Below are 18,373 nucleotides of genomic sequence, written 5' to 3'. Positions count from 1 at the left end.
TCATCCGTCCCCCCTGAGCCCCGCGCCTGCATGATCGACAAACTCCTCCAGAACGCCTATCCGGCAAGAACGCGGGTAGCCAGAAAAGCTTATGAGCGACGTGGAAACCGGCACCATAACCACCAAAGTGCCCGCGCGCCTTGATCGGCTTCCCTGGTCCCGCTGGCACTGGATGATCGTCGTAGGGCTCGGCACCGTCTGGATACTCGACGGGCTCGAAGTCACCATCGTAGGCAACCTCTCAGGGCAGCTCGCCAAGCCGGGCAGCGGCCTGGAGATCACTCAGGCGCAGGTCGCGGGCCTGGCCGCCGCGCTTTATGTCGCCGGCGCCTGCTTGGGCGCGCTGTTCTTCGGCTGGCTGACCGACAGGTTCGGCAGGAAGAAACTCTTCCTCATCACGCTGATCGTCTACCTGGCGGCGACCCTGATGACCGCGTTCTCCTTCCACGCGTGGTGGTTCTTCCTGTTCAGGTTCATGACGGGGTTCGGGATCGGCGGCGAGTACGCGGCCATCAACTCCGCCATCGACGAGCTCATCCCGAGTCACCACCGGGGGCGCATCGACATCATCATCAACGGCAGCTACTGGCTCGGCGCCGCCGGCGGCGCGCTGTTGACCGTGCCGCTGCTGAGCGACCTGCCGGTGAACATCGGCTGGCGCATCGCGTTCGGCCTGGGCGTGGTGCTGGGCCTGGCGATCCTGCTGGTACGGCGGCACGTACCGGAGAGCCCGCGCTGGCTGTTCATCCACGGCAAGGAGAAGGAGGCCGAGGAGATCGTCGGCGGCATCGAGCGGCAGATCGGCGGCGACCTGCCGGAGCCGAAGGAGTCGGTGACCGTGCACCAGCGCAAGTCCATCGGTTTCCTCCGGATCGCCCACACGATGGTGGCGCTCTATCCCAAACGTACGATCCTCGGCCTGTCGCTCTTCATCGGACAGGCGTTCCTCTACAACGCGATCACCTTCGGGTACGCGCAGATCCTGACCACCTTCTTCAAGATCGACACGAATGCCGGCTACTACTTCGCCGTCATCGCGGTCGGGAACTTCCTCGGCCCGCTCCTGCTCGGCCGCCTCTTCGACACCGTGGGCAGGATCCCGATGATCTCGGCCACGTACATCGGGTCCGGGCTGCTCCTGCTGGGCACGGCCTGGCTGTTCAGCCAGGGCCTGCTGACCGCCGTCACGCTGACCGCGTGCTGGTCGGTGGTGCTCTTCGTGGCCTCGGCCGGGGCGAGTTCGGCGTACCTGACCGTCAGCGAGATCTTCCCGATGGAGACCAGGGCTCTGGCCATCGCGTTCTTCTTCGCGATCGGCACCGCCGCCGGCGGCATCGCCGGCCCGCTCGTCTTCGCCTCCCTGGTCGAGACCGGGGTGCCCGGGGACACGGCGCTCGCGTTCTCCATCGGCGGCATCGTGATGATCGCGGCGGGGCTGGTCGAGCTGCTGTTCGGGGTCAAGGCCGAGCGCAAGAGCCTGGAGTCCATCGCGACGCCGCTCAGCGCGGCGACATGACCGCGGTGCGGTGGCCGGCCACGTCGGCCGTGCGGATGAGGAGGACCCGCACGGCCGACCAGCCGAGTCGGCGCGGCGTTCAGGATCGGGTGCGCTCGCCGTTGCCGGACGGCGGGATGTTGTGGTTGATACGGAAGAGCTGGGTCGGGTCGTACTTCGCCTTCAGCGTGGCCAGCCGCCGGTAGTCCTCCTCGGTGTAGGCCCGCCTGACCCGCTCGGGAGCCGAGTCGTGGTCGAACAGGAACCCCGGCAGCACGGCACCGGTGTCCCACCGCCGCAGCCGTTCCAGCGCCTCGTCGGCGACCTTGCGCACCGCCTCGGCCTGCTCGGCCGGAGCCGGCATCCGCATCCACAGGTGGAAGGCCGCGCCCTGGGTGCTGACCGCGTGCGAGCGGCCGGGCGGCCGGTTCAGAGCCCCGCCCAGGTGACGTAGCTCGATGCCGGGGAACGGCCCCCCGAGTGCCGACGGGTCGATGAACGAGACCAGCTCCTCCACGGCCTCGTCGTCCAGTTCGTGCAACAACGCGCTGCGCAGGTGCGCCATGACGGGGTTCTTGGGGTCCTGGTAGATCTCGGTGATCTGCGTGTACGGCCGGGCGTCGCAGGTGTCCTTGTCCGGCCCGAGCGCACGCAGCGGCTCCGCCAGCCGCCCGCCCTGCTCCTCCTCCCCCACGTAGACCAGCCGCACCTGGACGAACGAACGGCCGCGGAACTCCTCGGGCAACTGCGGCACGTCAGGGAAGCGCAGCAATGTCACCGAGGACGACATCTCCTCCGGCTGCTCCTTGACCCAGGCCAGGTAGGAGCCGAGCACGTGGGCGGCGCGCCTGCGGTCCTCGACCGGGTAGCGGAGCTCACCGCCGTAGACGGTACGCAGCGGCAGCAGCTCGATCTCGGCCGCGACCACGACACCGAAGTTGCTCTTGCCACCCCGTACCGCCCAGAACAGGTCGGGCTCCAGGGCCGGCGAGACGGTGCGGAGCAGGCCGTCGGCGGTGACGAGGTCGAGCGAGCGGACGTGGTCGGCGGCGAAGCCGTACGTACGAGCGGCCAGCGGGAGGCCGCCGCCGGTCAGGTAGCCCATCACCCCGACCTGGCCGGAGGAGCCGCACAGCGGCGCGAGGCCGTGCTCGGCCGCCGCGGTGAGCACCTCGCCCCACCGCAGCCCGGCTCCGATCCGCGCGGTGCCGGCACGCGGGTCCACCGACAGCTCGCGCAGCTCCCCGGTGGCGATGAACACGGCTCCATCCGCGGGCACCGACTTGCCGTGCCCGGTCGACTGCACCGCGACCGGGCGTCCCGCCTGCGCCGCGAACCGGAGGGCGGCGGCCACGTCATCGGCGTCCGCGGCGACCACGACCGCCGCGGGCCGGTGCTCGACCGTCAGCAACCAGCCGGAGCAGGCCTCCTCGAAGCCCTCGTCACCGGGGAACAGCGTGCGCCCCCGGATCCGCGCGCCCAGGCTCACCACGTCGTGCCAGGCCGCCTGCCCGTCGGCGAGGCGGTTCGCCGAGGTGGTGACGGTGCCGGTCCCGTGATATCCGGCTCCCTCAAGGCGAGCCTCGACGTTGATCTGCCGGCGGCGCGAGTGCGGGAAAAGCTCGGTGAGCTCGTAGGAGAACCGGCCGGGCCGGTCCGCGCGCCAGACGCCGGTGCCCACGCTGCGAGGAGTGCGCAGCGCGACTGTTCCGTCAGGCGCGAACGAGATGGTGAAGGAGCCGGTCTGATCGTCGTGCTGCGTCAGGCCGGTCCAGACTCCCACGGGGGTCTGGAGCGCGTCGGCCGCGAGCTTCGTCATCGGCATGTCAGTTATCCGCTTTCTCGAAGGACTTTGTCTGGTCGTCCGCCCCCCGTGGGCGGTGGAGAGCTGGTCAGCAGGGTCGCGGCCGCGATGGCGCCGGCGAGCCGGACGGGCCACCGACCCGGGTCAGCGCCCCATGGAGCCGGCGATCCTCCAGGGGGTCGTCTGGCCGCCGGCCACGTCATTGATGCGCATGAGAGATCACCCCTGCATGAACCGATAATGTTGGACAGGCCAACGTTGGTGCGGCCAACAGTACACCTAATCGTGGGTGCGGCCAACAATTTGCTAGATTGTCCCCGTGGACACGCCAGAGGGACCGCCGCCCCAGCGGCTGCGTACGCTGCCGAGCAGGTTGACCAACCAGGCGGCGCAGACCGCCAACCGGTTCGTGGACCAAGCGCTCGGCCAAGCCGGCGTCCGGCGCTACCACTACGCCCTGCTCGCCGCCCTGGAGGAGTACGGCCCCGCCAGCCAGGCCGCCCTCGGCCGCCGCACCGGCATCGACCGCAGCGACATGGTGGCGACCGTCAACGACCTCGCCGAACGGCGACTTCTCGAGCGCGCGCCCGACCCGGACGACCGCCGGCGCAACATCATCACCATCACCGCGGCAGGCCGCAGCCAACTCACCGACCTCGACCGGCTACTCGCCGCCGCCCAAGACGAGTTCCTCGCCCCTCTGCCCGCGGCCGACCGGCGCAACCTGATCGACCTGCTCACCCGCCTCGTCACCCATCACGGCGACAAACACGCCTGAGGCCGTCCCGGCCTCAGGCGCTCACGGCGGTTTCCCCGCTCCATGCGCGACGGCTTCTCGGGATTGCGCACGTGGTACGCGCCGGTGGCGCAGCCGTTCTCCCCTGCACCGCCGACTCGGACGAGCAGCCCCGGCCCCTCCGTGTCACATGTATCACTCCGCTGTTCCTCCTGTCCGCCGGGACGGTTGTAGCGGACCGCGTTGTCGAGGAGGTTGGTGACGAGCCGGCTCAGCAGGACAGGGTCCCCGTCGACGACGAACGGCTGGCGGCCGACGCACCGCCCTCTTCCGGGCACGTGCTCAAGCGGGCGGTGTGACCAGGGACCACACCCATCCTCATACCCGACAAAGGCGGTACGGAGAATGTCGGGTGATCGGGGCCGGTGTCGTCGCACGATAGGGGCATGGATGACACGACCTTGGTATCCCGTTTCCTCCGTGACGGCTTCGTGAAGTTGGAGGGCGCCGTCGCGCCGCGCGTGGCCGCGGACTGCGCGCGGCTGCTGTGGCGGGAGACGGGCTGCGACCCGGACGATCCGTCGACGTGGACGCAGCCCGTGCACTGGGTGGGCGGCATGGCGCAGGGACCATTCGCCGCCGCGCCCAACTCCCCGTTCCTGCAGCACGCGTACGACCTGCTCGTCGGCGCGGGACGCTGGGAGCCGCGCTACTCGCTGGGCACGTTCCCGCTGCGCTTCCCCCACGAGGAGGAGCCGGACGACGCGGGCTGGCACATCGAGGGGAGCTATCTGCCGGAGGGCGAGAGCTGGTACTTCACGAATCTGCGCTCCCAGGGCCGGGCGCTGCTGATGCTGTTCCTGTTCAGCGAGGTCGGTGAGGAGGACGCCCCGACCCGGATCCGGGTCGGCTCACACCTCGACGTGCCGAAGGTGCTGGAGAAGTACGGGGAGGAAGGGGCGAGCGGGCTGACCCTCGCGCCCGATCTGGTGGCGGCGTCCGACCACCGACCGCTCGCCCTTGCCACCGGGTCCCCGGGCGACGTCTTCCTGTGCCATCCGTTCCTGGTGCACGCGGCGCAGGCGCACCATGGGGTGCGTCCGCGCTTCATGGCCCAGCCGCCGCTGATGCCGGCCGCGCCGTACGAGCTGGAGCGGGCCGACGGCGCGTACTCCCCCGTGGAGATCGCGATCCGCCGGGGCCTGGGATGGGACACCCCCGGTCCGGACGGGGACGGCACCGACCACAACGCCGGGTAGACCTTCTTCACGACTATCGTCGGCAAGGTGGTCGTGAAGAGGGATGAGGAAGGGGGCCCGCCGGGCATGCTGGAGCGGCTGAACCAGGCCATGGAGCACATCGAGCTCCATCTCGACCAGGCCGTCGAGGTGGAGGAGCTGGCACGCATCGCGGCCACCTCGGAGCACCACCTGCGCCGGATGTTCTCCGCGCTCGCGGGCATGCCGCTGTCGGAGTACGTCCGGCGCCGCCGGCTCACCGTCGCGGGCGCCGAAGTGCTCGCGGGACGTGAGACGCTGCTGGAGATCGCGGTGCGCTATGGCTACGGCTCCGGTGAGGCGTTCGCGCGGGCGTTCCGTGCCATGCACGGCATCGGACCAGGCGAGGCCCGGCGTACCGGCGCCGCGCTCAACTCCCAGTCCCGGATGGCCTTCCGCCTCACCATCGAAGGGAGCAGCAGTATGCGGTACCGCATCGTGGACAGGGCGGACTTCACCGTCGTCGGGTTCAGGACCCGGGTACCGCTGGTGCACGCGGGCCCGAACCAGGCGATCATGGACTTCGTCCGTGGGGCCGACCCGCGGGCTCTGGAGTGCCTGCAAAAGCTGTCGGACCAGGAGCCGCACGGCATCGTCGCGGTCTGCGACGACATGGACCCCAGCCGCGCCGAGGGCACCGAACTCGACTACTACCACGGCGTGATCACTTCCGCGGCCGCTCCTGAGGGCACAACCACGTTGGCCGTCCCGGCCGGCACCTGGGCGGTCTTCACCACCTCCGGGCCGGCACCACAGGCGATCCAGGAGCTGTGGCGGGACGTGTTCACCGAGTGGTTCCCGTCGAATCCGTACCGCACCCGCACCGGCCCCGAGATCCTGCGCACCCACCTGTCGCCGGACAAGACCGAGGCCGACGCCGAACTGTGGCTCCCGGTGGAGCCCGAGCACCGCTGAACACGGCGGCATGCCCCCGGGCAGGCGTGGGGCGCGTCAAAGTCCGACGTTGCGCATGGCGTTGTCGCGCCAGCGGTCGACGGCGCGGATGTAGCGCAGCACGACGGGTGAGGTCGGGGCCCAACGGCCGTGTTTGGCGATGATGGCGACCGGGACGCCGGCGGCGTAGGCGACGGTGGCGCCGCCGGCGCGCAGGCTGTGCGCGGTGATCGTGTCCGCGCTGGGCACGCCGGCTCGGACGGCCAGGTCGCGGACGATGACGTTGACCGCGTCGGCGCCGAGTGACGGGCCGATGCTGCCGTGCCGGTTGACGCGGCGCAGCAGCCTTGGGGTGGCGTCTCCGGCCTGGTCGAGTACGTGCAGCCAGTCGCGCCAGGCGGCGACCGGGTCGGTGAGCGGGTGACTGCCCCGGGGGATGGCGATGGTCTCGCCGGTCGAGTCCTTGTCGGTCTTGGAGGTGCGGATGACCACCTCCAGGCCGTCGGAGACCTCCCGTACGTCCTCCCGGTTGAGCGCCACCAGCTCGCTGCGGCGGCCCATCAGCGCCAGGCCGAGCACGAGCAGCAGCCGGTCACGTAGCCCGATCGGGGTGGTCAGGTCGCAGGCGGCGACCATGGCGCGCAGCGCGTCGATCGTGATCGGCGGGGCCTCGCGTTGCCCGCGTCCGCCGTTCTCGGCGCGGTGGCGCTTGTAGGCGCGCAGGGCGAGCCGGGCGGCCTCGGTGGCGGGCTGATTGGGGTGGCCGGACAGGCGGTGCATGGTGCGCACCGCGGCGAGGGCCTGTTCGATGCTGGCGGGGGCCTGTCCGGCGGCGCACAGCTGGGCGGTGTATTCGGCCAGGGTCGCGCCGGTGGCGGGCAGAGCGAGGCGGCTCTGGGTCGTGCACCAGGCGGTGAAGGCGGCCCATTGGCGGGCGTAAGCGCGGCGGGTGTTGGCGGGTACGCCGTCGGCGATGAGGCGGCGGGTGTCGGCGCTGAGCGCGTGGTCGGCGGCGGTGTGGGCGCCGGCAGCTTCAGGAGCCGCGGAAATCAGCGGGTGCTCTCCCGCCGTCGCCAGTTGCCCATCCTCGCCCATGTCCGCTTTGTCCCCTTTCTGGGAGCGCTCGGCGCGATCACGCCTGACCCGCGATAAGGAAGGTTATCACGGGTCAGGATTTATTCTGTGACCGTTTGCGAACGTACGGAAATGCTGCGTTCGTTCGCTGCGAACGGTAGTCTGTGGGACTGTGGCAGACGATCAGGAAACTGTGGCGGTGGACACCGCGGCCGAGAACGGCGAGACGGGCGGGAAAGAGAACGCCGGGGCGGAGCCGGAGCCGCGATGCGCCGGTCCCGGGTGCGTCAAGACCCTGCCCGGGCGCAGCAGCCGCGCCAAGTACTGCAGCGACGCCTGCCGGGCCGCCGCCTACCGGGCGCGCACCACGGCGCACGCCGCCCCCGTGGCCAACGCCCTGCTGCGCGCCCACGATCTTCTTGCCCCGCTGCTGGTCGCGGGCGAGCAATGGCAGGCTGCCCAGGAAGCCCTGCGCGCCCAGCTCGCCGAGCTGAGCACCGGCGCGCTGACCCAGGTGGAGGCCGCGGAACAGGCCGCCGAGGAGGCGCGTGCCGCCGCCGCGGCGGCCGAGCAACACGCCACCACCGCGGCCAATACCGCCGCGGCCCGGATCGCCGCCGCCGAACAGGCCCGCGCCGAGGCGGAGACCGCTCGCGACCGCGCCGAGGAGCGCGAGCAGGAAGCCTGGCGGCAGGTCGGCGAGCACCAGAACGCTCGCGCCCAAGCCGAGCAGCTCGCCGCCGAGGCCGCCGACCGGCAGCGTCGGGCCGAGCACGACCGTGACGCCGCCCGCCGACGAACCGCCGAGCTCACCGAGTCGCACGCCACAGCGACCGCCCGCATCGCCGGACTCGAGCAGCAGGCCGACGACCGGCAGCAGGAGCTCACCCGCCTCCGTCGCCAACTGCAGGAGCAGGAAGTTCGGACCCGAAAGGCTGAGCAGGAGCGCGACCTGACCCGCGGCATCGTCGCGGCACGCGCCGAGGAAGCTGACCGGCTACGCCAGGCGCTGGCCGCCGAACAACAGCGGCGCGAACAAGCCGCCACCGCGGCCGCCGTAGCCGAACAGGCCCGTACTGCCGCCGAACAGGCCCGTACTGCCGCCGAACAGGCCACCATGGCAGCCGCTGACGAGGTCGCACGGCTGCGGGGTGAACTTGCAAGCCTCACCAATACGCTGGAGACCGTCCAGCGAGAACGTCGGCAGGCCGAAACCGCGGCGGCGGTAGCGACCGCTCTACTGCGCGAACAGAGAGAATCCGCCCAGCCGCCGGAGGAGCCGGATCGCGCAGTAGACCCTCATCCCCAACCTGGCGAGCCCGGGGTTGAGGAACCCAGGAACAGCGGTTGACACTGAGAATGATCTTGAGCGGAATGTGACGCCCGGTTTCGGAGTGCGATCGTGGCCATCGGGGCGACGCCGTGGCGAGGGTCTCGTCGAACCACTCACCCTGACAGCTGTGAAGGATCGCGGAGTGGCCGCCCTCATGTCACGTCGATCTTCCCTCACGGGCATCAAGGTGACGAACGGGTTCAAACCCGTACACCACTCCCGTGGACGCTAACAGGGGGCTTCACCTCCTGCTCTGCTGGGCGCGCGAAAGAGGGCCAGTCGCCAAGAGATCGAGGGACGCCTGGATGGCGAGGAGAACATTCACCGTGGTCGATATCTCCGAGATCTGTGTCCTTAACCCCTGGCCGTTTCAACAACCAAGATCAGCCGCGCGCGACCGGATACGGGCCGCCGGTGGTCTTCAGACAGCTGCAGCTGTCGTCTCCCTTGAGGCTCCACACCTGGGAGGCGCCGGCCCGACCATGGCTGAAGTCCAGCGGGATCCCGAACGCCGAGTCGAACTTGGGCAGTTTTGACAGGCCTGTGAAGAAGGCTGCCGTTGAGGGCTCCTTGGCACCGCCGGCCCGCAGCGCCTCCACCGTCAGCCCCAGCACGTCGCAGGCGGCGAGCAACGGGAATGACGTTCCAGGGGCGAGCTTCTGCCCGGTCTTGTTGATGGCTCCGAGGCAGCGACTTGAAGCCTGTGTCTTGGGCAAGCCCAGGAGCTCCCCGTTGTTGTCGGAGGTGCTGAAGCCCGCGAGCGTGGACACCACGTATACGTTGTGCGCAGGGTATTTCGCGTACGTGATCAGATCCTCTGGATAGACGTTGTTCAGGGTTCCGAGCGGTGGGGTGAACTTCTGGCCGACCATCGCCCGCTGCAGCAGGAGGCCGCCCTGGCTGTCGTTGAGGTATACGATCCGGTCCACCTTGGCCATTTTGAGCTTCAGCACGTTCGAGCTCGCGTCGGCCTGGGTTTCCGCGCCGCCCTTGCCGATCAGCACGAACGGGTCTTTGATCCCCAGCACCGCCAGCTCTTTGACCAGCACATCGTTGATCGTCGCGGCGTAGCCGCCACCGGGGTTCAGCACGCCGACCTTGGTCGCGCCGTCGAAGAACTTCTCCGCTGCGAGCCGTCTGACCAGGGTCCGTGCGGCGGTCACGTCGTCCAGCGCGTAAGGCGCGACGACATCGGGCGACTTCGTCAATTCGTCGGCCTTGATCAAACCGGTGCGCAGCACGTTCACAGTGCGGGTGCCGGCGACGCAGCCGGCCTGCTCCAGTTCCTTGACCGAGCCGAACGACGGTTGGCCCTGCATCAGGAAGCTGCGCTCACGGCGGACGGCGAGATCGCAGATGACCCGGGTGGCATCCGCGACTGACTTCTCATCGCCCTTGACGGCGTCGAACATCGGGACCATGGTCAGCTTCCTGCCGGTCACGCCTCCCTCGGCGTTGACCTGCTCAACGACCTTCTGCAGCGCCGCGAAGACCGGACCGTAGGACGCTCGCAGGGTCGAGTCCTGGTTTGTCACCCCGGCGACCGCGATGGTGAGCGTGGCGTCGGTGATTCCCGGTGATCCGGCCTTGTCCGGGTACACCGCCGGTCCGGCCGAAGCCGCCAGATGGGTCGTAGCCTGGCAGCCGGACAGGGCTGTCACCAGCGCCAACCCGAGCGCGGGCCACATTCCTCGCATGCGCATCAAGAACACCTCCGATGACGGTCACCGGCGATCCACCGGGGACCTGAATCCGAGAAGAGCAGTGCAGCCCAGCCGAGTGGCACGCGCTCGGCAGAGGCTTTCTTTTTCGTTGCGGAGCTCTGGGCCTGGACGTCGTCGCTGTCCACCCAGAGCAGCGCGGCCTGCTGCCGGTGGACCTGGTGCGCCGTCGCGCCGAACCACAGGTGAGCGGTCGTCGACCACCGCGCGCCGGCGGGCCGTTCCGCGGCTGCCTCGGCGACGCCGAGCCACCCGTGTACCGGGTTGGTGGACAGCTCCAGATACTCGTATGACACATCGGGCGCATCCACCACCGCCACCCAGCGGCCGGGTGCCGGATTCTCCGTGAACAGTGGACCGCCGGCCGGATCTCCGGTCTGCCTCTTTACCAGCCGCGGACTGGCGGCTGTGCAGTCGTAGAGATACACGTCGAGGTCGGCGTCTTCTGTGTCGGTGCGCACGTCGACCAGGAGCAGGTCCGAGCCTGGGGCGACCTCGATATGGTGCGCTCGCGTCCGCCGACCGGAGATCTGGTAGCGGCCGGTGCACGCCGTCCCGAGCGGACGGCTGCGGACAACACCGGTGAAACCGGCGAAACGGTTGTGAAGGTTCAGCACGATGTCCTGCGACCGCCCGGCCATCGGCGCGGTCGGTGGTTCCGCCAGGGACAGCTGCACGCCGTACAGCTCGACGAGAAGGTTTCCTTTGCGGGTCTTCTCCTCCACCAGCCTGTGCCTCTCGCTCCACGCAGGGCGGGCGATGAAGCACGCCTCCCAGACTCCGGGGACCGGCCGGCTCCACGTCTTGTCGCATTTGCCGTGGTCGGTCCGGTCCTCCGGGACTTCACCGGTCAGCGGGCTCCCGCCGTGCGGCAGACTCACCGCAAGGTCCGAGCCCTCGAAGCGGATCGCGGCTGCCCCTTCCGGGACCTCGATGTACCGCGCCCCAGGCCAGGCCATGCGGTAGCCGACCTCGGCGTGGACGGAGGGCACCGCGCCGAGATCGCTCACGTCCGGGACCACCACGGTGGCCAGTACCCGCTGCTCTGCCAGCGGGTCTCTGGGATCCTTGACCACCAGCACCGCGCTGTGCACTCCCGGCGCCGGCGGCGCGACCTCCACAGCGATCTCCACCTGCTCGCCGCGTGGAAGGGTCGCGGTCTTCGCGCAGCTGAAGGTCCCATCGTTGCCGAGCCAGGACAGCTCCACGGGCAGCGGCTCAGGAGGCCCGGCAGTCCGGGTCACGGCGATCACCGAGGTTCGCCGGTCGCCGGCCCGCCAGCCCTCCCGCTCGAACAGACCGCGACCGCGATGCGGCGTGGTCAGGTTGGCGCTCACCGCGGTGCGGACCGCGGCCTCGACGTCCAGCCGCATGCCGGCCGCGCGCTCGGGGTCCACGGCGGCCAGCTCAGTCAGCAGGCGCCAGGCGGCCTCCACCTGGATCAGCCCATGTCCTTGGGTGTGTGCCGGCACCTCGTCCAGGTAACGGGCCGATCCGCACAACGCCCGCCGCAAGCGGTCCGTGTCGTACGGGACACCCAGCTGCTTGGCTGCGCTGATGAGCAGCGCGGTGGCGGCGGCCGCCGCCGGGGTCGCGGTTGAGGTCCCGCCGACGATCATGTAACCGGTCGGCAGCCGGTGCGGGCCCCTCCGGTCGGTCTCGTACCCGAGCTGGCTGGAGAGCAGATCGCTCGGCGCCAGCAACAGCGGGGTCATCCCTCCGTCGCCGGCGGGCCCGTGCGATGAGGCCCAGTGCAGGTTGTCGCTGTCCGATACCAGCAAACCGTCATTGATCCGGTAGCACTCCTGGGACTGGTAGCCGCCGACGGCGATCACGCCTCGCGCGGCGGCCTCCTCGTTGATCTGGTTGAGCCACCCCCGGTTGGACGCCGGCACGAACAGCGGCTTGCCGTACACCTCAACCAGCCGTTGCGCCACCACGGCGGCGATCGACCCACCGTCCTTCGGCAGATAGCCGACGGTGGTGTAATAAGACCACTCGTAGACCACCAGGTCTATTCGCGGGTCGCTCATCGCGGCAATCAGCGCCTCGAGATACGTGGCCGGCGTGCCGCGCGCGTCGGCCGGGCAGGGGCACATCATGACGATCTGGGTTCCGGGGGCGATGCCGTCGTACCTGCCGTGCTCGCCCCGGCTTCCGAAGGTCGCCCCGGCGATCCCGGTTCCGTGTGCGCCGCCACCAATGTTGATCGCCACCGCATCCCGATCGGCACGGATCTTGACGCTGAACATGGTCGACTCGCGTATCGGGGTCGCTGAGTGGGGGTCGCCGAAGGTGCCGATGTCGCCGCGTTCGGCGTAATCGGCCAGTTCGCGCTCGTCGGTGAAGTCGTCGTCCTGATCGGTATCCACCCATACCCGGCCGGCGGCCCGGTCCCACAGCACCGCGAACAGCGGGCTGGACCCCTCCGGGTTACCGTCGCGTCGCAGATCCTTGCGGCCGAAGTACAGCAGTCGCTCATCGAGGTGGCCGAGCTCGTACTCTGCATCCCGAGGGGCGTTGAAGCGCCGGCCGTCGACGGTGAAAGCGCCGTCCACGGCGGTCACCCGGCGCCAGTCGGTAATCCATTCCGGCCCGCGGTCGATCGCCGGATCCATCGGGTTGACGTTGTCCAGGATCTTGCGCACCGGAGCCCCGTCGATGGTCGTCGCGGTCTGGAACTCCGGCAGCAATTGGTCGATGAACCCGTCGATGATCCCCACGGTCACCCCCCGGCCATCCCACGTGGGGTGCTGGTCACGCCAGCTCTGCGCCGCCAGATCCGGCAAGGCTGAGTAGGGCGACGCGATCGGATCCACCAGCCGCGGCAGGCGCTGTCCCCGATCCTCGGCCAATGGGCTCTCTGCCCCGGGGTCCGGCATCTGTGGCTGCCGCACGGCGCCGTCCTCGGTGTGCATCACCGAGGCGGTGTGTACGGCCGGGCTGTCGACGACCGACTCGACGCTGTCCAGGGGCACGGCGGCGCGCAGATAGCCGATCGGGTCGTATCGGCGAAGCACCGTCCCACCCGCTCCGGCGACGACGTCGGCGACCTCCTCGACGCGGCCGTCGCAGGCGAGCAGCAGGACGGTCACAACCTCCTGCCCGGCCGCGCGGGCGAAGGCCAGCACGCTTCTGCTGTCCTTGTACAGGCGTCCAGCCATGTGCATTGCTCCCTTGTGTCGTCTAGGCCGGTGACGTGGCGGACTGCTCGAACCGCGCGCCGAGGTAGGCGTCCACGACCGCCGGATCTGTCCGTACCTGGTCCGGGGTGCCCTGGGTGAGGAGCTCACCCTGGAGAAGCACCGCCACCTGGTCCGCGATGCCGAAGGCCAGCGGCAGGTCGTGTTCGATCAGCACGATGGTGAGGTCGAGATCGGCCCGCATCCGCTGCAGGACACCGGCCAGCGCCTCGGTCTCGCGCTGGGCGATGCCGGACGAGGGTTCGTCCAGCAGCAGCACCTTCGGGCGCAGCGTGTGCATCGCCGCCAGTTCGACGATCCGTCGCGTGCCGATGGACAGTTCCCGCGCCCGGTGGTCGCGATACCTGCCGAGACCGTAGTAGTCCAGCGCGGTTTCGACCGCGGCGAGGCGGGCCCGGCGGCTCGGCAGCCGGGCCTCGGCCGCGACCGACAGCACGTCGCTGACGGTCATCGTCGGAAACAGCAACGGTTCCTGGAACGAGTGGATCAGCCCGCGCCTGGCCCGCTGATCCGGAGCCAGCCGCGTAATGTCCTCGCCGTCGAAGCGCACCGTCCCGGTGGTCACCGGTTCGAAACCGCTGATCAGATCGAACACCGTGGTCTTGCCCGCGCCGTTCGGCCCGATCAGCGCCAGGATCTCCCCCGCCTGAACCGACAGGGTCAGGTTGGACACAGCGGCCAGACCACCGAACTGTTTGCCCATCCCGCTCACCTCGAGTACCGGTCCTTCCCGATGCTGAGGTGGCGGGACAACCGAGACCTTCGGCCGTGTCACGGTTGCGGACACGGGTGGCTCGGCCGCCGCGACCGGGGCTCGCCGCTCCCGGACCGCGGTGAGCAGGCCAAGCAGGTAGTTGCGGCCACTGATCAGGGCAGGACCTATGCCTCCGGGGAAGTACAGCAACAGGAGCAGACCGCCGACCGAAGTCGCCGAGGTCGCCAGGCCTGAGCCGGGGAACAGCTGCGGCACGGTGAACAGCCACAGGCTGCCGATCAGCGCGCCACCCAGACTGGCGATCCCGCCGACCACGACAGCGAGCACGACCTTGACCGATAGATCCTGAGCGAACTGGCCCGGTGTGACCACAGTGGAACTGTGCGCGAGCAGGATCCCGGCCAGGGACGCGAACGCGCCGGCGAGAACGAAGCCGAACATCCGCGTCCGGCCGATCCGCACGCCGAACGCCCGCGCCAGTGTCGGGTTGTCCCGTACGGCGAGCATCGCCCGGCCGGTCCTCCCGTGACGCAGCCGGTGTACCGCAAGAACCGAGCCCAGCAACACGGCCAGGCATGCCAGGTATATCGCGGTCGGGCCGGGTGCTTGTCCGCCGATCAGCGGTAGCCCCGGTGTGCGGCCGGTGCCGAAACCCCACTCCGGCGCCAGCACCACGGTCGGCACCAGCCCCGCGGCGGTAAGGGTGAGTGCCGCCAGCGCGGTGCCCGGCCGACGTGTCGCCAGAACGCCGGCCAGCGAAGCCGCCGCCGCGCCGGCTGCGAGCCCGGCCAGCAGGGACAGGGGGAAGATCCCGGTCCAGGCGAGGACGAGCACCGACGTGACAGCGCCGATCCCGGCGATCGCGAACTGTCCCAGCGAGAGCTGGCCGGAGATCCCAGCGAGCACGTAGACCGACAGGCACGCCAGCGCGAACCCGCACCCAGCGGTCAGCGCCTGCACGGTGACCTGGGAGGAGAACCACGGAACGGCTGCCACCAGGACGACGAGTCCACCACCGATGATCGTCCGCAGGGCTCGAACCGACCGCATCGATCTGTACGGCGCGGGCCAGCCCGTATCGACGGCGACCAGCGTCCAGCCGCCGCTCTCGCCATTGTCCGCACTCCGTCCCAGGACCCGGCGGGTCAGTAGCGCGTCGATCAGCAGGACCACCAGGATCGCGCCGTCCAGCCAGACCAAGGCGACGTCGTTCCACAGCAGCACCTGTTCGGCCACTCCGACGCCGCCGCCGCGCACCCCGGCGACGTCCTGACAGTGTCGGAGCTGTTCCGGCTGTGCCGTGACCTGATCGACATCCACGCCGTCCGCGACTGGTGCCAGGCCCGCGGCGTCGCCCTGCGCGTCCTGTCGGGACCGCTGTCGAACTTCCATGGCCTCGCGGCCGACGACGCCACGACAGCGCTGCTCATCAACGTGATCACCGCAGTCGGGCAGTTCCAGCGCGACCTGCAAAACGAGCTGACCGCCGAAGGGATCGCCGCCGCCGAAGCCGAAGGCCGCTACCGCGGCCGGCCACCCGCGCTGGCCGGCGCCCAGCTTGAAGAGGTGCGTTCGGCGTTCACCGACCACGGCACCTCGATCGCGGCTCTCGCCCGTGCGCATGGAGTGAGCCGGGCCGCCATCCGAACTGCGCTGACCGGGCTACTGCCCGGCCAGCCGGGTCTGCCCGTGCTCATCCCGACCGAGGGCCCCGCAGAAGCGTCCGGCTAAGTTACTCGCGGGTACCGCCAACGGCTGTCCGCAGGTTCCTCAACCCCGATCGGGAACACGGTCACGAAGTCGCAGTTGTAGCCGAACCGCTTGCTCTGGGCGTCGGCCGTCTGGTTCTCGAAGTCGAACTCCGAGGGCAAGACACCCGAAAAATCCGCCGCTGCCTCAAGCGCTACATCGCCCGCGACCTCTACCGCCGCCTCGAGAACCCACCTGTCACAGCTTGACGAACCATAGGAGCGTCGGCAGGTCCGCCGACCACTCGACTGACTCGGCGGCCCAGCACCGTCGAGTCAGCCACTCGGTCGGACCACGCGACTGACTCGGGGCCTGCGGCTCACCCTCCGGCCACCTCGGGCACCCCGGCCGCCGCCCCGACGTCGTTCTCGGCGGGCGGGTAGGCGTCGCGCAGGCGTTCCATGGTCGCCGTCACGACGGCACGGACGTCCGCCTCGCGCAGCGGGGCGGAGAGCAGTGCCGCGCTGAACGAGAAGCCCTCGATCAGGGTGAACAGCAGGAGCGCCTCGCGGTGCAGCGACTCCTCGTCGACGACGCGGTCGGCCAGCGCCTGGCGCAGCAGCGAGCGGATCACCCCGGCGGCTGCGAGTGACATCGCAGCGCTGTCGGCCGCGAACTCCGGGTCCGTGCGTGCCATGACGCGGTACTCGACAATGGCGGCGTTCTCCTTGCGCTCCTGCTCACTGGTCGGCGTGGCGAAGGTGACCACGTCCGCGATCCGCGTCACCGGGTCGTCGGACATCGTCGTGGCGCGGCCCGCGGCGCGCTGCATGAGCACGCTCAGCGTGAAGCGCATGACCTCGCGGACGTGGTCGCCGAAGTAGTGCCGGATGCTCCCGATGGCCAAGCCAGTGCGAGTGGCGATCCGGGCGAGAGTCACCGAGCGGAGCCCGTGCTCGGCGATCTCGTCGATCACGGCGTCGGCGACCTGTTCCCGGCGGGCATCCGGGTCGACTCGCTTGGGCATGGCAACCATCCTAACCCACGTTTTAGCATGGCCGTGCTAGCTTATTTGGCATGCCAGCGCTAAATAAATCAGGGGGCCTGAAGATGCGATTCCTTCGTCACGTGATCCAGACCATCCGAGCGAACCGCAGTGCCTACCTCGTCCTGAACGCGATCGTGTACGGCCCGGTTCTCGTCGGCTTCGGGGTGGGTCTGCTCTTCCCCAGCCTGGCCGCCGCGCAGGTGGAGTCCATGAAGAGCAGTGGCACGGGGGACCTGGTGCAGTCGCTGCTCGAGAACCCCTGGCTGTTCGCCCTCGCGATCCTCGCCAACAACGCGCTGCGGGCCGGCCTGCTCATCCTCGTCCTGCCATCGATGATCGTGCCGTTCGCGGGCATCCCCTGGTTCGCCTACAGCCAGTACACGGTCGGTGTGACCCTCGCGCCGGCCAACGAGGCCGCCTGGCTGGCCCTCATCCCGCACTCGCTGACCATCCTGATCGAGTTCCAGGCGTTCGTGCTGCTCGCGCTCGGCGCCTACCTCCTCGGGCGGGCGTGGATCCGGCCCCGGACCGTCGACGCCGTGAACCGGCGTCAGGGGTATGTCCGCGGGCTGCGGCAGCTCGGCCGACTGAGCCTGCCCGCCCTGGCGTTGCTCGTCGTCGGGGCGATCCACGAGTCGTTCTCGCTGATCTACCTGGTCCCCCTGCTCACGGAGGGCTGAGCGATGCGGAACAACTCCCAGGGTGGCGCTTCACGCCGTGACGACCCGCGCCCGGCAGCACCGGGTCGCCCCAGCGCACGCGGGGGGTGGACCCCGCACCAATTGCGGCATTCCTCCCTGACCCACGAAGCGGAAGACGGCACCAACACCCCCACCTTGCTGGCCCGCTCCCGGCACGCCTCCGTCCGTTCCCTGGAGCGCTACGCCCGCCCCGGCGTCGACGCCGTCGCCGACCACGTCGCAGCACGAGACCCCCTCCGGCGCGGCGGCCGCGGGCGAGCCTGACCCATCGCATCGGCTCCCCGGCCCCCCGGCTGCTGCCTGGCGACCTACCGCAAGGTCGGGCGTTTCCGTCTCGACACAGGGAGCCTGACCTGCTCTAACGCAATCGCGTGTACCGGGTGACAGCAGTCTTACAGGCTCCCCGCGTTCCAGTAACTCGGTCCGGATTCTGTGACGGTACTGCCCAACAGCAGTACCCGGTCCTCAGCTGGGCCGGCTGATCGCCGTCCTCGGATCGCGGCAGATGCTTCTCGTTGGAGCCGCGCTGAAAGGACTGGCCGGATCGCAGAAGTAGGCCAGCGCCGCTGCCACGCGACCACATCGGGCTCCGAGCGGGGCCCCAGAGATCCCAACCAGGCCGTGCAGCCGCCCGCGTAGCGGCGCTGACCTGCGCACTTGACCTCAACTTCGGTTGAGCTGAT

Annotated in this window: 14 protein-coding genes; 8 read left to right on the top strand and 6 right to left on the bottom strand. The window is 69.7% G+C overall.

Translation table 11 applies throughout. The features are described 5' to 3' along the window. The first annotated feature begins 172 nt into the window (after positions 1–172). Positions 173–1,516 carry an MFS transporter gene (locus H4W80_RS05050; protein WP_225963246.1) on the top strand — a complete coding sequence of 448 codons (1,344 nt, stop codon included), beginning with the start codon at positions 173–175 and terminating at the stop codon, positions 1,514–1,516. Positions 1,517–1,595: 79 nt separating this feature from the next. Here H4W80_RS05050 and H4W80_RS05045 read toward each other — a convergent pair whose 3' ends face one another. Beyond that, positions 1,596–3,320, bottom strand: a complete 1,725-nt coding sequence (locus tag H4W80_RS05045; RefSeq protein WP_225963245.1) for an FAD-binding oxidoreductase — start codon at positions 3,318–3,320, stop codon at positions 1,596–1,598. Between the two features lie 298 nt (positions 3,321–3,618). Between H4W80_RS05045 and H4W80_RS05040 the strand changes: the two genes are divergently transcribed. From H4W80_RS05040 to H4W80_RS05030, 3 genes are all read left to right on the top strand, one after another. Continuing rightward, entirely contained in the window at positions 3,619–4,077 is a 459-nt protein-coding gene (locus H4W80_RS05040; protein ID WP_192783993.1) for a MarR family winged helix-turn-helix transcriptional regulator, read from the top strand. Between the two features lie 404 nt (positions 4,078–4,481). After that, positions 4,482–5,294, top strand: coding sequence for a phytanoyl-CoA dioxygenase family protein (locus H4W80_RS05035; protein WP_192783992.1), 813 nt, complete (start codon positions 4,482–4,484; stop codon positions 5,292–5,294). 66 nt (positions 5,295–5,360) lie between these two features. Beyond that, positions 5,361–6,227, top strand: a complete 867-nt coding sequence (locus tag H4W80_RS05030) for an AraC family transcriptional regulator (RefSeq protein ID WP_192793282.1) — start codon at positions 5,361–5,363, stop codon at positions 6,225–6,227. Positions 6,228–6,263: 36 nt separating this feature from the next. Here the strand turns inward: H4W80_RS05030 and H4W80_RS62460 are convergent, their stop codons facing one another. Continuing rightward, positions 6,264–7,301, bottom strand: a complete 1,038-nt coding sequence (locus H4W80_RS62460) for a tyrosine-type recombinase/integrase (RefSeq protein ID WP_264085964.1) — start codon at positions 7,299–7,301, stop codon at positions 6,264–6,266. 151 nt (positions 7,302–7,452) lie between these two features. Between H4W80_RS62460 and H4W80_RS05020 the strand changes: the two genes are divergently transcribed. Continuing rightward, on the top strand, positions 7,453–8,631 hold the full coding sequence (locus tag H4W80_RS05020; protein WP_192783991.1) for a coiled-coil domain-containing protein: 1,179 nt from the start codon (positions 7,453–7,455) through the stop codon (positions 8,629–8,631). 365 nt (positions 8,632–8,996) lie between these two features. Here H4W80_RS05020 and H4W80_RS05015 read toward each other — a convergent pair whose 3' ends face one another. From H4W80_RS05015 to H4W80_RS05005, 3 genes are read right to left on the bottom strand one after another with little or no spacing between them, the layout of a single operon-like run. Continuing rightward, positions 8,997–10,316 carry an ABC transporter substrate-binding protein gene (locus H4W80_RS05015; RefSeq protein WP_192783990.1) on the bottom strand — a complete coding sequence of 440 codons (1,320 nt, stop codon included), beginning with the start codon at positions 10,314–10,316 and terminating at the stop codon, positions 8,997–8,999. Further along, a complete protein-coding gene (locus tag H4W80_RS05010; protein ID WP_192783989.1) occupies positions 10,316–13,498 on the bottom strand; it encodes a S8 family serine peptidase in 3,183 nt (1,060 codons plus the stop codon). Before H4W80_RS05010 ends, H4W80_RS05015 begins: the two co-directional genes overlap by 1 nt. 22 nt (positions 13,499–13,520) lie before the next feature. After that, complete coding sequence (locus tag H4W80_RS05005; protein ID WP_225964508.1) at positions 13,521–15,302, bottom strand: branched-chain amino acid ABC transporter ATP-binding protein/permease; 1,782 nt, start codon at positions 15,300–15,302, stop codon at positions 13,521–13,523. A 225-nt stretch (positions 15,303–15,527) separates the two neighbouring features. Here H4W80_RS05005 and H4W80_RS64410 point away from each other — a divergent pair, with 225 nt between their 5' ends. Next, on the top strand, positions 15,528–15,983 hold the full coding sequence (locus tag H4W80_RS64410) for a recombinase family protein (RefSeq protein ID WP_378526871.1): 456 nt from the start codon (positions 15,528–15,530) through the stop codon (positions 15,981–15,983). Positions 15,984–16,320: 337 nt separating this feature from the next. On the opposite strand, the gene H4W80_RS04995 is transcribed toward H4W80_RS64410, so the two are convergent. After that, the gene (locus tag H4W80_RS04995) at positions 16,321–16,968 is read right to left on the bottom strand and encodes a TetR/AcrR family transcriptional regulator (protein WP_225963244.1); all 648 of its coding nucleotides are present in this window, start codon (positions 16,966–16,968) and stop codon (positions 16,321–16,323) included. Positions 16,969–17,051: 83 nt separating this feature from the next. Here H4W80_RS04995 and H4W80_RS04990 point away from each other — a divergent pair, with 83 nt between their 5' ends. Further along, on the top strand, positions 17,052–17,669 hold the full coding sequence (locus H4W80_RS04990) for a stage II sporulation protein M (RefSeq protein ID WP_192783986.1): 618 nt from the start codon (positions 17,052–17,054) through the stop codon (positions 17,667–17,669). A gap of 102 nt (positions 17,670–17,771) precedes the next feature. After that, on the top strand, positions 17,772–17,954 hold the full coding sequence (locus H4W80_RS04985; protein WP_225963243.1) for a hypothetical protein: 183 nt from the start codon (positions 17,772–17,774) through the stop codon (positions 17,952–17,954). The last annotated feature ends 419 nt before the right edge of the window (positions 17,955–18,373 follow it).

This window comes from Nonomuraea angiospora (assembly GCF_014873145.1).
Lineage (GTDB): Bacteria > Actinomycetota > Actinomycetes > Streptosporangiales > Streptosporangiaceae > Nonomuraea > Nonomuraea angiospora.
Note: the sequence above shows the minus strand (reverse complement) of the source record. Positions and strands in the feature narration are given on the sequence as shown.

What these genes read in the sequence shown, in the direction of transcription:
- H4W80_RS05050 (WP_225963246.1), top strand. Translation starts at nt 173, where the DNA reads ATGATCGTCGTAGGGCTCGGCACCGTCTGGATACTCGACGGGCTCGAA.
- H4W80_RS05015 (WP_192783990.1), bottom strand. Translation starts at nt 10,316, where the DNA reads ATGCGCATGCGAGGAATGTGGCCCGCGCTCGGGTTGGCGCTGGTGACA.
- H4W80_RS04990 (WP_192783986.1), top strand. Translation starts at nt 17,052, where the DNA reads ATGCGATTCCTTCGTCACGTGATCCAGACCATCCGAGCGAACCGCAGT.
- H4W80_RS05005 (WP_225964508.1), bottom strand. Translation starts at nt 15,302, where the DNA reads ATGCGGTCGGTTCGAGCCCTGCGGACGATCATCGGTGGTGGACTCGTC.
- H4W80_RS62460 (WP_264085964.1), bottom strand. Translation starts at nt 7,301, where the DNA reads ATGGGCGAGGATGGGCAACTGGCGACGGCGGGAGAGCACCCGCTGATT.
- H4W80_RS05030 (WP_192793282.1), top strand. Translation starts at nt 5,361, where the DNA reads ATGCTGGAGCGGCTGAACCAGGCCATGGAGCACATCGAGCTCCATCTC.
- H4W80_RS05045 (WP_225963245.1), bottom strand. Translation starts at nt 3,320, where the DNA reads ATGCCGATGACGAAGCTCGCGGCCGACGCGCTCCAGACCCCCGTGGGA.
- H4W80_RS05035 (WP_192783992.1), top strand. Translation starts at nt 4,482, where the DNA reads ATGGATGACACGACCTTGGTATCCCGTTTCCTCCGTGACGGCTTCGTG.
- H4W80_RS05010 (WP_192783989.1), bottom strand. Translation starts at nt 13,498, where the DNA reads ATGGCTGGACGCCTGTACAAGGACAGCAGAAGCGTGCTGGCCTTCGCC.
- H4W80_RS04995 (WP_225963244.1), bottom strand. Translation starts at nt 16,968, where the DNA reads ATGCCCAAGCGAGTCGACCCGGATGCCCGCCGGGAACAGGTCGCCGAC.